This is a genomic window from uncultured Legionella sp. (assembly GCF_937871865.1).
In the GTDB taxonomy this organism is placed as follows: domain Bacteria; phylum Pseudomonadota; class Gammaproteobacteria; order Legionellales; family Legionellaceae; genus Legionella.
The window spans coordinates 1-14,545 of sequence record NZ_CALMPD010000246.1 but is presented as its reverse complement, the minus strand read 5'-3'; the positions used below and the strand labels follow the sequence as shown (position 1 = coordinate 14,545).

Sequence of the window (14,545 nt, the reverse complement as noted above, 5' to 3'; positions counted from 1 at the left end):
AAAGGATTGTATGGGTGTGCTGGGAAATTTAGTACCTTCCTGCAAAGAACCCCTATTAAGAAATGCCTAGATCACTGCGATATGACCATAACCAACTTCAGCGAATTTCTCTGTAGGATATGAGTTAATAGGATAAAATGCGACATTAGGTAAATCAGATTAAAAAAAACGACTGTATTGCGATGCCACTTTTTGCACGAGCGTCTCGCTTGGTTCTGTTTGTTCAAAATCGTTTTCTAAATCATCCGAGATATTTTTAATGATGCAATCCACCTTGCCTGCTTCATAAATAAAAGTATATAAGTCTTTTTGAACCATCTCATTTGTGCTGTTCTTCCAGGAGCTAAGCAGTACGGACATCCATTGCTCAACTTTCATCGGGAAATATAATTTATCACCCTGACCAATAACTACATTAAAGATTTGGGTGTAATCATCATTAGTCCACAATTTTACGTACTGCTCATTTTTATTAGGCAGTCTTATCGTAAAAATAACATAAGGGTATTCTTTACCCGTAACTGTACTTACCATAGTATCATGTACATTGTACTTAGCTGATATCGGCCGCATATTTCTCTAGATATAAAAAGAACATCTTGGGCAAAAACAACACACAAATTGAATTTTTGTAAACACAGCCCGCCAATTATCATGCGTCTGCCAGGCAACTACCTAATCGCTTAATTATGCTAAAATTATTCTCATAACCTCTATTGGCATCATTCTTATGACTCAACAGCTCTGCATGCATTGTTATATTTCAGGGAAAGTTCAAGGAGTATGGTTTCGTGCTTCAGCAAAAAGAGAAGCCGATAAACTGCACATCAACGGCTGGGCACGGAATTTGATTGATGGCAGGGTAGAAGTATTTGCCTGTGGCACCAAAGAACATCTGGAGCAATTTTATATCTGGCTGCAACGCGGCCCGCTACTCGCCAGGGTAGACTCTCATACCCGAAAAGACTTACCCTGGGAAGAACATAGTGAATTTAATACATTATAGATCAGGTATAACAAACAGCCTGTACCTGCTCTGAACCCAGATTAATTAAATTGATTTGGGTGCCTGATTCTGCGCTCACCGTAATACTGCTGTTATTTTTTACCGTGACAAACGTTGTCTGTCCTGTCGATAAAGCCTTGCCATTAACTGTCCCGTTATTTTTCAAAACGCTTATCTTAATTTTATTTACATTATGAACAGTTCCTTGAATAGTACATGTAGCATTAATAGTCCACAAAGTGCCGTTCTTCATCATTTTACTTTCATTAGGGCTGAGATTAATTACTTTTTGTGAGTAACCAGGGGAGCAGAAAAAACCGATGATGATGATAATTGTGAAATTAATAATTTTGGACATCATGCCTTCCTAATAAAAAAATCAATACACGTTGAGATTAATTGCCTTGAGTATCGATAAAGATAAATAAATGAGCTTTACAGATCCATTGGGGCAGCACTCAAAAAACTGTTCACATTATAATCAATTAGTATTAAGGTTTTATTAAGAAATCATTGAATGAGTCCATTACATCAATGGTACCTCTCTCTATATAGCATCCACATCCCGGATAAAATCATTCAATTGTTTGGCAATACGCTCTTTTTTACTCAATGAGGCATCATAAGTTTCTATCAACGGTAACGGTGGTTTATCTTTCAAAGCCAGGGCCAATCTATAGGTCTTGCCACCTTTGCTTCCAGGGTGTTCCTCAATAATAACCCTGTCAACCTCTGAAAACGGCACTTGCTGCTTATCGGTATGAAAAAAACCTTTTCGTTCAATAACGATGGTTTTTAATAGGCGATTAAAATCGATTATAGCTCCTCGAGCAGTGAGCAAAAAGATGCCTAGCAAGGGAAAAATTGCCACTAAGGCATAGACCCACCAGGGAGTAGGATAAGGTACTTTGAAATGCGTATCGAGACTTTTACTGATGTAAGTATTTATTGCGTCCGCCGCGATGTCTTTATTCTTTCGACCACTTGAACTCCCACCAGTCAGGCTTACAGTATTATTGTCGGTCACAATAGTAACAGAATAAACGGTACCGCCTTTACTCCCCTGCCCACTTTGGACGTAGGCACTCTTTAATGTGCCCAAATGAGTAGTAGAACGATAAACATTAAAAAGACTACGTTCTAAAGAACAATTGTTAGCACTATTTAACTGTTTGTCTTTACAGAAAATAGTGTACTCGAGCATCAAAAAAGAAATGGCGAGAAAACTACCAATAAGAATCAAAATACCAAGCAAATGAAGTATCCATTGACTAATAATCAGTCGTATTCTGTTTGCACCAATAGTATATATTTTCATAAAAGTCACTCTTTAATCGTTACATTACTTTTCGGTCTTCTTTTAAAATACTTTACCATAACACATTAATTAACAATAAGGTTTAATCTTTTGTCTTAGTGTTTATTTTGCCAACACAACCCAGGTGGCACCACTTATATCACTAGTAAATTCCATCTCGTCTAACTGTTTGAATCTGTGATACTCTCCGCATCTGGATACTTTAGCCCATCCTTATTTTAGTATGGAGCGCGTATGTTTTTAAAATGGAGTTTTACTCATGCTATTTAAATTAAATAGTCTCTGTATGTTATTTCTTTATTGTTTCAGCTCTTATGCCATAGCTCAAGATCACTTGATAGTGAGCAACTGCATGTTGAACAAACTAAAAGATAAAGTCCATTTAATCGACCAGTCAAACGGATATAGCCTGATTGAAACTACGCTGGATAATGATGTAGAACGGATCATGCATGACAACCGAGTTGACTGTGGAAAATTTCTTAATCTGGATGCTTTTTATAACACGCCCAGCCAAGGCAAGATAGATACACAACAATTAATCCATCATGCGACTCAGCAAAATTCAATAAACACGAAAACCACCTATCCCATAAAACATCCAACAGCAGTCAAAGAATTATACCAACACATCGATCCTCACAAAATCTGGCAAACCAATCAACATATGACCAGTTACCTTAATCGCTCAGCCAAGACAGAAACAGGGATTGCTGCTGCGCAATGGTTTAAGCAACAGTTTGAGCATTTAGCACATGAATACGGCCGTACGGATATTGAAAGCTATTTTGTAACTACAGGAAAAAAATACCCACAACCCTCAACAGTAACCCTTATTGGTAAAGATAAACCAGGAGACGCCATAATAATAGGTGCCCACATCGATACCCTAGACGGCAACATGCCAGGAGCAGATGATGATTCAAGTGGCATTTCTGTTGCCATGGAGATTAGCCGCGTATTATTAGCATCGAAATTACCCCTGGAGCATCCGGTATATATTATCGCCTACGCCGCAGAAGAAAGAGGTCTGGTTGGTTCAAGCTACGTCGTGAACCATTTTTTACATAAAAAAATTCCGGTCAAAGCCGTCATGCAATTAGATCAGGCAGGTTTTCGAGCGAATCCAAAAGACAATACCATTTGGTTGCTAGATGATTATGTCGATTCGGATTTAACTCAATTTATCGCACAATTGTTAACCCAATATGTAAAAGTTCCAGTTGCTTATACCAAATGCGGCTATGCATGCAGCGATCACGCCAATTGGACCATGGAAGGGTTTAAAGCCAGCTATCCTTCAGCGACAACCCTGGAGGATGACAACCCTTATGTGCATACTTCAGAGGATAAACTGGAGATCATTAACTTAGAACACATGGTTAATTTTACCAAACTAGGCCTGGCCTTTGTTGCCGAACTAGGCCTTAATTAGAAGCTGTAGCCCCCTCATAAAAAAATGTGGGGAATTTATCATAAAATTCCCCAAGAACAGCTTAATGATACCTTAAGTAAATTCTTTTATAATGTCGCAACTAATGTTCTTACAACAGGAATGATAATGACTAATATTGTAATTTACACTGATTTTGATGGCACAGTGACCGGAAAAGTGGGTAAAAATGCTGTTTTTTCTCCATTTTATCAATCGCTTTTAGTTGGCTATACAGAAGGTAAAGTACAAGATTATAAAAACACACCGATGAAACCCAATGGAGATATTCAAGAACTCTTCGAAAATAAATTTGGGTTATTTAGTCATGGTTTTGATTACAGTCAAGAAGACACCTCGTTCTTAATGTCCGCAGATGCAGTACTGTTTTTCCATGACTTATTAAAGAGTGAGCGAGTCAGCATCAATATAGTCACCAAAAACCGGGCCGATTACATTAGCGCATTATTTAAATATCAAGGATTTTCTGCAGAAGAAATCCAGAAAATAACCATTCTGGATTCAGGATTAAAATACCAGGATGTTACAGAACATCTGAACTCTCTAAAAGAAAGAGCCTCCTATCTTTATATTCTTGATGACGATGGCCTGTCTGATTACCCGGACATGGTTTTAGCAGCCCAACATAATCTGTACAACGAACAACAGATTCGTGGTTATAACGAGCTGCCCGGACAATTTAACTGGCAAACTTATCACCAGGATATTCTGAATCTGTTGGCCATAAAAGAAGAACATACCGCAGAGATTGAACTCCCGCGACCTACCCCAATAACACCATACGAATCAGAAATAGATGATGAGCCCTCTGCAACTAATGCTGCTGATTACGCTGCTATTAATTCAGAAACTACAGAAAGGGAACTATCTGGCTCGGCTGACAAAGCGACTGTTTCCCAAGCATCTTCTTACAGCAACACCAACATAGCAACAATTTCGGCACTTGTTGGCTCGTCTATTGGCTTCGCCACCGGTATGTTATTAGTATTAACAGGCCTATTTACTCCTTTTGGAACAGGACTTTTGGGTGTCTTGGCTCTAGGAGGCACTTTTGCAGCCAGCACAGGACTACTTGCCGGTCTAGGTGGTTATATAACCGCTCTCGCTACCGCCCCCGATCCCATTCCTCAAACAAAAAACAAGACTGATGCTCCTATGCAAGAAAATAACAAAGGAACAATGCCTAATCACGCGCCCCCCAAACATGTATCAGATGTGGCACACTTTCCCCATCTGTTCGCCAATACAGGAGAGACAACTACAACAGCCCCCCCTGAAAACTCATTGGATGATGTAAGCAACACACCGAGAAAATAACCCTATTTTGAAGCCGTATCCCCCCCTAAAGCCGTATCACGCTTTAGGGGGGGGATACCATTAAAAAGTTAGTTATCATAATGATGAGACAGGAAGCCATCCGATTATACCTTTCTCCTTGAATACGGTATCATGCACTTTATTTCGCAGTCTCCAGGAAACGACAATGAATACATTACCTAATTGCCCCAAATGTAACTCTGAATATACTTATGAAGATGCCTCCCAATATATTTGTCCCGAATGCGCCCATGAATGGGCTAAAGACAATCAAGAGCCCACTCTGGAAAGTGCTCGTATCATTAAGGATGCCAACGGAACCATCCTTCAAGATGGTGATTCAGTTACTGTGATTAAAGATTTGAAAGTCAAAGGTTCTTCCCTGGTCGTAAAAGTAGGCACCAAAGTTAAGAACATTCGCCTGGTCGAAGGTGACCATGACATCGATTGCAAAATAGATGGCATAGGTCCAATGAAACTGAAATCACAATTTGTAAAAAAAATATAATTCGAACCATTTTAAAAAAGTCAGGGCTACATCACATAGCCCTGACAGGATGATTACTCTTTATTATTCAACTGATCAGACATGGACTTCATATCAATAAAGAATGGCTCCCAAACATGACCATTGATGTCCTGAAACGCACGCCCATACATCCAACCAAGATCTTCAGCAGGCCTATATTCTGTACCTCCAGCAAGAAGAACCTTTTTGAGCATTAGATCAACCGCTTCGCGGCTTTCAAGAGTCAGTGCGACCAAAGACTCTTTGCTTTTAAAAGAATCATTTATTTCATGATGAGGAATGAATCCTTTAAACATCGGTTCCACCAAAAACATCACAAAATTAGTTGCGCCAATAATCATGCACGCAGCATTCTCATTGGTAAAATGAGGATTAAATTTAAAACCCAATGTTGTAAAGAATTTAATTGTCTCATCCAGATTCTTCACCGACAAATTAACAAACATCTGTCGTTCATTTTGTTTCTCTGCTTCCATCGTTCTCTCCTTGGGCATGAAATCAAAGAATACTTTATTTTTTAGTATTCCCAGCAACAGAGAAGCATGCTTCAGCCCGCTCTTTTATTTGCGCCTCAGTCAAATCGGTGGTGTGCGTCGCAAGCATCCACGAATAACCAAAAGGATCGATGATCATCCCCACTCTATCACCCCAGAACATTTCCTGAACTGGCATGGTCGTTTTTCCACCGGCAGCGACAGCCTGCTCAAATGAAGCATCAACATCGGTCACGTATAAGAAAAAGCTGATGGGGGAGCAGCCTAACGTCTCAGCACTTTTAGGACAATTCTCATTCCCATCCATTTCGTCCCCCATCATAATGATTGAGTTACCAATCTTCACAGTGGCATGCATTATTCCTGGACCATTTAAATTGGGAAACAAGTCGACTAATTCAGCGCTGAACGCTTTTTTATAAAACTCTATTGCACTTTGTGAGTCTTTAAATGTAAAGCAGGGAGTCACAGTATGATATCCAGCCGGTATTGGTTGCGTCATGATAATCCATCTCCATTATAAAATGCGTTCATTCGAATTTTAAATATATACCATGCGCAATGAAACTGAATAATTAACGATAAAAAGAACACTAGTGATTTACATTTACAAATGCTGCACTTTTTTTTACTATTCGGCTAATTTTACTCATGGAGCAATAAATGGCCGGCCACACGTTTTTTTCACATATAGATTCTTCCTGGGATTCGTACAGCCCGTTACGTGCTAAATATCAAGAAGCCATCCCTATTCCTCAAAAAAATTATTTCAAACCTATTCGCTCTATTGATGATTTATCTACCCTTGCGATTCGACCTATAGAAAAACCACTCTGGCTTGGAGTAAATGCATTAAGTTTTTTAGTAAAAGGCATACTGACCGCCGCCGCAACTGCTATTTTAGCTCCCTGTGCTCTGGCGTTGGCGATCATTGCTCCAACCTCTGACTTATGTCGCTCAACAATCAATGCATTCAAATTAACAGCAGCCCTGTCTCTGGTTTCAGCGGCAATGGCCGTTGTTGCAGCACTTTCTGCAGCAATCGCCTGCATTATGAATCCTGTCCATGTGGTCACTCGTGCCGCGGCCACTGTAGTGGAAAATTTAAATACGACGACTGAATCATGCTGTGGATTAACCATAGCCAATTTCAACCAATACTAGGTTCATTAAGCCTATTGCAAATAAGTTTCCTTTTAAGCAAAGTGAAGCATTTTAGCGAAGTTTTGATCTGGATACTTCGCTAAAACCCGCAACAACAGGTTTTTATGCGAGAAACAAAATTTGTTCACAAAACCTGGAATAAGGAATCATTAAGCGACATTGAGACCCTCGACGTTCACCGTCAAAACTATCTGATTTTAAATAAATTTTATTGCTATCGCCATTAGACTTCGTTGACTTTTCTCCAGTTTGAGCCAAAATGGACAGACTTAGAATGGCGAAGCGTAGCATACGCAGTATGTATTATCGGAGTGCGGAAAATCGGTCATTTTGAGTAAAATATAGCGTCGCCCCCCCAATAATTGCACATTATTAGACATTATTAAGGACACAATAATGCAAGTAAAAGCAGCAGTAGCATTTGCAGCGGGTCAACCGCTTGTGATAGAAACAGTCGACCTGGAAGGACCTCGTCATGATGAAGTACTGGTGGAAATTAAAGCAACTGGAGTGTGTCATACGGATGCTTATACTCTTTCAGGAGCAGATCCCGAAGGACTATTCCCAACAATACTTGGGCATGAAGGAGCCGGGGTTGTTGTGGAAGTGGGTAAAGGCGTAACCAGCCTGAAACCTGGCGATCATGTAATCCCTTTATATACTCCGGAATGCCGGCAATGTGACTATTGCCTCTCGCAAAAAACCAATTTGTGTCAAGCGATACGCGGTACTCAAGGGCGAGGATTGATGCCTGATGGTACGTCACGATTTAGTTTAAATGGCAAACCAATGCATCATTATATGGGCACCTCAACCTTTGCCAATTATACCGTCGTACCAGAAATAGCCTTGGCTAAAATTCGCAATGATGCTCCCTTTAACAAGGTGTGTTATATCGGTTGCGGAGTCACTACCGGTCTTGGAGCGGTACTGTTTAATGCGAAAGTTGAAGCCGGAAGCCGCGTCATTGTATTTGGTTTAGGAGGAATTGGACTCAACGTCATCCAGGGCGCGCGCATGGTTGGGGCAAGACAGATTATCGGCGTTGATATTAATCCTAATCGAATCGAGTTGGCGAAAAAGTTGGGGATGACCGGCTTTGTTAATCCACACGACATTAAGGGTGATTTGGTGGGGCATTTAGTTGAATTAACCCACGGCGGTGCCGATTACACGTTCGAATGTATAGGGAATGTAGAAGTAATGCGCCAAGCATTAGAATGTTGCCACAAAGGCTGGGGCGTATCGACTATTATTGGTGTGGCGCCTGCTGGTCATGAAATATCAACCCGTCCCTTCCAACTGGTTACTGGCAGAGTATGGCAAGGCTCGGCATTTGGCGGAGCACGTGGACGCAGTGATGTGCCCAAAATAGTCGACTGGTATATGGAAGGACACATCAATATAGATGATTTGATTACTCATGAGTTGCCCTTTGAGCAAATAAACGAAGCCTTCGATTTAATGCACAAAGGCACCTCTATTCGTACCGTATTAACTTTCTAATAATACCGAAAAGGGAGTTCACTGATGTCTTTACGACAACTTGAGATGAATCGCTGTTTTGATGGGACACAAACAGTCTACACTCATTGGTCTGAGACCACTCGCAGCGCAATGAATTTTGCACTGTATCTGCCTCCTCAAGCAGAACAACACTCTGTCCCGGTGCTGTTCTGGTTGTCTGGCTTAACCTGTACGGAACAGAATTTCATCACCAAAGCCGGGGCACAACGAATGGCATCGTTACTCGGTTTAGCCCTTGTAACTCCCGATACCAGCCCACGAGGCCTGAATTTAAAAAGTCAGATCGAGCGTGAATATTTTGGTGAGGGAGCAGGATTTTATCTCGATGCAACAGAATTACCCTGGAGTAAGCATTACCAAATGTACTCTTACGTCAGTAAAGAACTGCCACAATTAATAGGCAGTCATTTTCCCATCGATATGGCACGTTGCGGTATTTTTGGCCATTCAATGGGAGGGCATGGTGCGTTGACTATAGGGCTTAGAAATCCAGACCTATTCCGCAGCCTTTCCGCGTTCGCCCCTATTTGTTCCCCAACTCAATCCCCCTGGGGAATCAATGCTCTCCAAGGATATTTGGGAGATAATAAAAAAGCCTGGCAACAATACGACGCCTGTGAATTATTAAAAACCCATGCCTGGCCTCATGGGGAACTACTGATTGATCAGGGGGCTGCTGATCCATTTTTAAAAGAAGAGTTAAAGCCAGAATTGCTGGTCGCGGCATGCCGTAAAGCCAATATTCCGTTAAACCTGCGCACTCATGCTCACTACGGCCATAATTATTATTTTATTGCCACCTTCATAGAGGATCATTTGCAATTTCATGCCAAACAACTGCATGTGTAATCAACGGATAGCCATGAACAAAATAGCCCAGTTAGTTTTAGGTTTAGCCTGTTGCTATTATGTCAGCCTGAATGCAGCTCCCACACAAAAATCGATCAATTTCTCCATAGGCTTAGGTGCCCCGATCACAACAGCCACAACGGATACTATGGACAAGGGGGGATGGGGTATCAGCCAACGCACAGAATATTATCCTAATCAACCGTTAAGCAATCTGGAATTACTCCAGCACCCTGATGCGGAAAGCCAAAATGTCACCATCATCAATTTCCTGATGTTCAGTTATGGACTAGGGGAAAACCTTACCCTGGGAGCAAGCTTGCCGTATATTTATACTGCCAAATTACGCGCAGCCACTTTTGATGATGCACAGGATTTACAAACAGTGTCTACTCTGGGCAACATCTCGGCAATTAGTGATGCAACGCTTTTCTCTCTTTGGCGGGTCTTTGATAAGGGCGAACACCCATTTTCTATAGCAATTCTATCCGGAATAAATGCCCCAACGGGGAAAAGTTCTGAGCGAGATAATGAAGGCGAGCTATTTGCTGCATCAGATCAGGCTGGCAGTGGCGCCTGGGCGCCCTTTGGCGGTCTGATTTTTACTAAAAAATGGGATGAAGTGCTAATTAGTACCAATTTAACTTATACACCGGGAATTGAAGGAGCTCAACAAACAACAGTAAGCTCTCTTTTTGACGTGAATGTGGGATTGGTATTTCCAATATATGAAGAACGCCACATGAAGCTCCATCTCGACGGGGTTTTGGAGCTCAATGGAGAGTATGCTACTCGCAGTACTATTGCCGGATTCAAAGATCCTCATAGCGGAGGCACTACTTTATTCGTTGTGCCTGGATTCAGGCTGAATATTGCCTCCGCAGTATCAATATACCTGGGCGGGGACATCCCCATGTGGGAACATCTTAATGGTGTCCAGGTTAAGAACAGATGGGGAGCTATAGGAGGAATCGATATCAATATGTAACCAATTCACTTAACACTGAAGTAGCATAGGAACCCGCGGTCAATCTAAACGATAATTCTGCTGTGCCCTCTTTAACTGTATAAGAACATTCCTCGACTTGGAGAATATTGGAACGCCAGGCTTCTTCTAGTCCCAGACGCTCTAAACCAGTCAGCCAAGCGCTCCAATCAGAATAAACTTCATTTATTGCATCTAAAGCCAATCCCGTTACCATATTCTTTTTCTTGCCAGGCAAAGGGCTGGCTGGAGAAATGTCTTTATCTGCAACTCGCCTCAAAAGAAGCTCATTGATTTCATCGGCTACAAAAATACTGTTTGAACCACTCAATTGCATGACATCACCAGGGATAGGAATATTCCATGTCCCCTCTTTAACCCTCTTTGCAAGGATCAGATTATAAAGCCAGGAACGAGCAGCTGAACAATACATGCCTTTTAAAAAGCGATCTTTTACTTTGCGCCCCTGAACCAATAACTCTTCTGCTTTTACCAGATTACCGCATTCACGACCAAACCGTTGCTCACCAAAATAGTTAGGTACGCCGGACACTTTGATATGCTCAATCCGTTTGATTAAATCCTCTTCATCAGAGACCTCACGTAATCGCATCACAAATTGATTACCGGTTAAATAGCCTGGACGAAGTTTTTTATGATGACGGGTACTGGTAAGAACACGCCACCCTGGAGCCTCTAATGTATCTATCCCGTCAATAACCTCTCCTGGCGCATGAATACTCAGCCATTGGGTCGTCAATGCCTGGCGATCTTTTAATCCGGCATAACTAATCAGTTTTGCTGGTTTATTAATTAGCCGACCTAGCGATTTCACTACTTCTTCCGTGGTCATGCCTCTTTTTTCTATTTGCAGCACAATATGCTCTCCTTCGCCACTAAATTGTCCGGCAAAATATTCATTTACCTGAAAATCCTCAGGAACTGACTTAAAACTAGCGGTAGATTTTGGCGTACCGAGAACACGCGGCCAATCTAAAGAATACATACGAAATTCCTTATATTAAGTGCATCAGGCTAAGGAGAATATCAAAAATAGCCTGAAGGCTATGTGTTAAAGCCCGATTTAAGAGCGTATTGGAGAAAAAACTTCGCAGTATAACACGAGGCACAGCCTGATGCTTGTATCTTCCTTATTTTCATCTGAACCAATTAGTCATCAATTAAATACATTAGAAACATATCACTACTCATTTCTTTTGAGAGATACCAGCCTTGGACACAATCACAATTCAGAGAACGTATCAGGTTAAATTGCTCTTCTGTTTCTATTCCTTCAGCAACGACCAGTAATTTCAAATTCCTGGCCATTGCGATAATACTACTCACCAAATTGAGATCATTGTTATTCGTATTCAAACTTTGAATAAATATGCGATCAATTTTTAAACTTTTGACAGGATAAGAACGGATGTAATTGAGTGATGAATAACTCATACCAAAATCGTCTAAAGAGCAATGAATGTTCATGCTATTTAACTGATTCAATTGGGACAAAATCAGCTTTGAATCATCAATAAAAGCAGATTCCGTAATTTCAAAAATTAACGATTCAGGTAACACTGCAGCATCACTAAGAATGAGCTTGATCTGTGAAATAAAATCAGGCTGCTTTAATTGCGCAGAAGAAATATTCACTGCAACTTTTATATTTCTTCCGCTAATTAACTGCCATTCTTTGAGCTGAACACATACTTTTTTCAGTATCCAGTAACCTAAGGGAACAATTAAACCAGTCTCTTCTGCAACAGGAATAATTTGTTCTGGCATAACCTGCCCCAAAGAACGGCTATGCCACCTTAATAAAGCTTCGGCAGCAATCACCTTATTGTTTTTAAGATCAATAATGGGTTGATAATAAATGGATAACTCATTGCGTGCTAAAACCTGAGATAATTCGGACTTAATATGAATATAATTTGTGGCTACATCGATCATATCCCTCATAAATACGGTCCAATTATTTTTTCCCCTCATTTTACTTTGATACATAGCTGTATCTGCATTACGCATTAATGTTTTCGCATCATGACCATGATCAGGATAGATGGCAATTCCAATACTTGAGGCAACCAATAACTCTCGCGATTCTATTTTAAAAGGCTGTACACAGATATCCTGGCATTTTTTAGCGATACGCTCCGCATCAGAAACACAATTCAGATGTTCCAAAATCATCATGAACTCATCGCCCCCCAGGCGAGCAATAGTATCCGTTTGCCTGATTACTGACAGGTAGCGCTCCGATAAAGCCTTGAGCAATAAGTCCCCCGCAGCATGTCCCATTGAATCATTGATCTGCTTGAACTCATCCAAATCTAAAAACAACACGGCCAGTTTTTTTCTTTCTGCCTGGGCTTTGGAAATCGCTCGCTCTAATTTGGAAACGCCATAAATGCGATTAGGCAAATTGGTTAAATGATCATAGGTTGCTTGGTGTTTAAGCATTTCTTCATAGCTTTTTTTCTGAGACACATCTTCCATCACTGCCAAATAATGGGTTGTCTCCTCTTCATCATTACGCAGAGGAGAAATAATCGCAGAAACCCAGAAATTATCCCCTTTCTTATTTTTATTAAGTAATTCACCTCGCCATTCCTCTCCATTGATCAATTGCAACCACATGGACTCATAAATTTCCACAGGGGTTTTACCCGATTGAAGAATTCGTGAATTTTGCCCCAGGATTTCTTCCGCACAATACCCTGTTTGTTCGATTACTTTAGTATTAACATACTCAATAATGCCAGACTTATCCGTTATCATAACTAATACCGGGCTTTGCTCTAAAGCACGCGTTAATTTTCTTATGGTGTCTTCTGAACGCTTTCTCGCAGAAATGTCTCTGACAATTGCCAAAACCAATCGTTCTCCAATCGCATTAAAAATACCAAGCCGCACCTCAACAGGAAAAGAAGTGCCGTCTTTACGTTTATGCCGCCCCTCTAAATCGATTGGACCATCCTGCAGGTCTTTCCACATCTGATTTAATACTTCGTAGGAAGCCCCAATCTCTATGTCCCAAACATATAAACTACAGATTTCTTCACGAGTGTATCCCAGGGAATGGCACGCGGCAGTATTGGTTTCTAAAAAATGTCCGTCTAAATCATGAATGAATATGGCATCAGAAGCAGCATTCATAAGATTTCTATAGCGTTCTTCACTGACTTTTAATTGACTCATCTGCCGCACTTGTTCCGTAATATCCTGTTTAATCGCAATGTGATGAGTCACTTTTCCCTGCTCATCAATAACAGGTACTATGGTGGTTTGGGCAATCCAGTCGCTTCCATCTTTTTTCCGGGATTGAATTTGCCCTTTCCATACTATTCCAGCTTCCAAATGTTCCTTTATTTGTTGGAATAAATGAGTATCTTGTATGGGTGAGCGTAATAGTGAAGACACTGTTTTATTCAAGGCTTCCGAGGCATCATAAAGGGTAATCTTTTCAAATGCAGGATTTACGTACTGTATAACGGCTTCTTCATTGGTAATTTCGATACTGTCACCCGCTTTATCCATAATAGTATTGAGTAATTTTTCTCTGTTTTTAACCAATATTTTGGAAAGCATTAAATTAAATACTCCCAAAAAATCCTTAAGAAAAGGAGTGAGTGTTTGCAAAAAAAGTTCTTGTGCATCAAACCAGATACTAATACAAAAGATGCGTTGCATGCTCTTTTCCACACAAATATCAATACGATGCGTCACCCCTGGAACAGGATGTTTTTTCACTGCGACTTTATTTACTTTAAAAAGAGGGCGCTGCATTAATTTTTGCGATATTGTTGCCAACTCCTTTTGATAATCAAAACATAAGCCATCAGGCGCAATCACGCAGCTCATATCCGACACATCACTTTGCCAGATTGCGATGACTTT

15 protein-coding genes are annotated in these 14,545 nt (G+C 40.7%); 8 read left to right on the top strand and 7 right to left on the bottom strand.

Annotation, left to right across the window (positions count from 1 at the left end; translation table 11 throughout):
- Positions 1–159: 159 nt before the first annotated feature.
- Positions 160–573 (bottom strand): hypothetical protein, encoded by a 414-nt coding sequence (locus Q0495_RS13065; RefSeq protein ID WP_298627061.1) that lies wholly within the window; start codon positions 571–573, stop codon positions 160–162.
- A gap of 157 nt (positions 574–730) precedes the next feature.
- Here Q0495_RS13065 and Q0495_RS13060 point away from each other — a divergent pair, with 157 nt between their 5' ends.
- Positions 731–1,006 (top strand): acylphosphatase, encoded by a 276-nt coding sequence (locus Q0495_RS13060; protein ID WP_298627059.1) that lies wholly within the window; start codon positions 731–733, stop codon positions 1,004–1,006.
- Between the two features lies 1 nt (position 1,007).
- Here Q0495_RS13060 and Q0495_RS13055 read toward each other — a convergent pair whose 3' ends face one another.
- On the bottom strand, positions 1,008–1,364 hold the full coding sequence (locus tag Q0495_RS13055; protein WP_298627062.1) for a hypothetical protein: 357 nt from the start codon (positions 1,362–1,364) through the stop codon (positions 1,008–1,010).
- Between the two features lie 189 nt (positions 1,365–1,553).
- Positions 1,554–2,324: a hypothetical protein gene (locus Q0495_RS13050; RefSeq protein WP_298627057.1), complete on the bottom strand. Its 771-nt coding sequence runs from the start codon at positions 2,322–2,324 to the stop codon at positions 1,554–1,556.
- 259 nt (positions 2,325–2,583) lie between these two features.
- Here Q0495_RS13050 and Q0495_RS13045 point away from each other — a divergent pair, with 259 nt between their 5' ends.
- The 3 genes from Q0495_RS13045 to Q0495_RS13035 all read left to right on the top strand — a co-directional run bounded on the left by Q0495_RS13045 (position 2,584) and on the right by Q0495_RS13035 (position 5,602).
- On the top strand, positions 2,584–3,759 hold the full coding sequence (locus Q0495_RS13045) for a M20/M25/M40 family metallo-hydrolase (RefSeq protein ID WP_298627055.1): 1,176 nt from the start codon (positions 2,584–2,586) through the stop codon (positions 3,757–3,759).
- Positions 3,760–3,885: 126 nt separating this feature from the next.
- Entirely contained in the window at positions 3,886–5,094 is a 1,209-nt protein-coding gene (locus Q0495_RS13040) for a hypothetical protein (RefSeq protein WP_298627053.1), read from the top strand.
- Positions 5,095–5,260: 166 nt separating this feature from the next.
- A complete protein-coding gene (locus Q0495_RS13035; RefSeq protein ID WP_298627051.1) occupies positions 5,261–5,602 on the top strand; it encodes a zinc ribbon domain-containing protein YjdM in 342 nt (113 codons plus the stop codon).
- 53 nt (positions 5,603–5,655) lie between these two features.
- Here Q0495_RS13035 and Q0495_RS13030 read toward each other — a convergent pair whose 3' ends face one another.
- Together Q0495_RS13030 and Q0495_RS13025 are read right to left on the bottom strand one after the other, a co-directional pair.
- On the bottom strand, positions 5,656–6,099 hold the full coding sequence (locus tag Q0495_RS13030) for a hypothetical protein (RefSeq protein WP_298627049.1): 444 nt from the start codon (positions 6,097–6,099) through the stop codon (positions 5,656–5,658).
- 34 nt (positions 6,100–6,133) lie between these two features.
- On the bottom strand, positions 6,134–6,619 hold the full coding sequence (locus tag Q0495_RS13025; protein ID WP_298627047.1) for a VOC family protein: 486 nt from the start codon (positions 6,617–6,619) through the stop codon (positions 6,134–6,136).
- 161 nt (positions 6,620–6,780) lie between these two features.
- On the opposite strand from Q0495_RS13025, the gene Q0495_RS13020 reads away from it, so the two are divergent.
- The 4 genes from Q0495_RS13020 to Q0495_RS13005 all read left to right on the top strand — a co-directional run bounded on the left by Q0495_RS13020 (position 6,781) and on the right by Q0495_RS13005 (position 10,645).
- Positions 6,781–7,281: a hypothetical protein gene (locus Q0495_RS13020; RefSeq protein WP_298627045.1), complete on the top strand. Its 501-nt coding sequence runs from the start codon at positions 6,781–6,783 to the stop codon at positions 7,279–7,281.
- A 396-nt stretch (positions 7,282–7,677) separates the two neighbouring features.
- A complete protein-coding gene (locus tag Q0495_RS13015; protein ID WP_298627043.1) occupies positions 7,678–8,787 on the top strand; it encodes an S-(hydroxymethyl)glutathione dehydrogenase/class III alcohol dehydrogenase in 1,110 nt (369 codons plus the stop codon).
- Between the two features lie 24 nt (positions 8,788–8,811).
- Positions 8,812–9,657: an S-formylglutathione hydrolase gene (gene fghA, locus Q0495_RS13010; RefSeq protein WP_298627041.1), complete on the top strand. Its 846-nt coding sequence runs from the start codon at positions 8,812–8,814 to the stop codon at positions 9,655–9,657.
- Between the two features lie 13 nt (positions 9,658–9,670).
- Positions 9,671–10,645 (top strand): hypothetical protein, encoded by a 975-nt coding sequence (locus tag Q0495_RS13005; protein WP_298627039.1) that lies wholly within the window; start codon positions 9,671–9,673, stop codon positions 10,643–10,645.
- Here Q0495_RS13005 and truD read toward each other — a convergent pair.
- Together truD and Q0495_RS12995 are read right to left on the bottom strand one after the other, a co-directional pair.
- On the bottom strand, positions 10,635–11,648 hold the full coding sequence (truD, locus tag Q0495_RS13000; protein WP_298627037.1) for a tRNA pseudouridine(13) synthase TruD: 1,014 nt from the start codon (positions 11,646–11,648) through the stop codon (positions 10,635–10,637). The genes Q0495_RS13005 and truD overlap by 11 nt on opposite strands.
- A 164-nt stretch (positions 11,649–11,812) precedes the next feature.
- Positions 11,813–14,545, bottom strand: a 2,733-nt coding sequence (locus tag Q0495_RS12995; protein ID WP_298627035.1) for an EAL domain-containing protein, incomplete at its 5' end; no start/stop codon positions are given.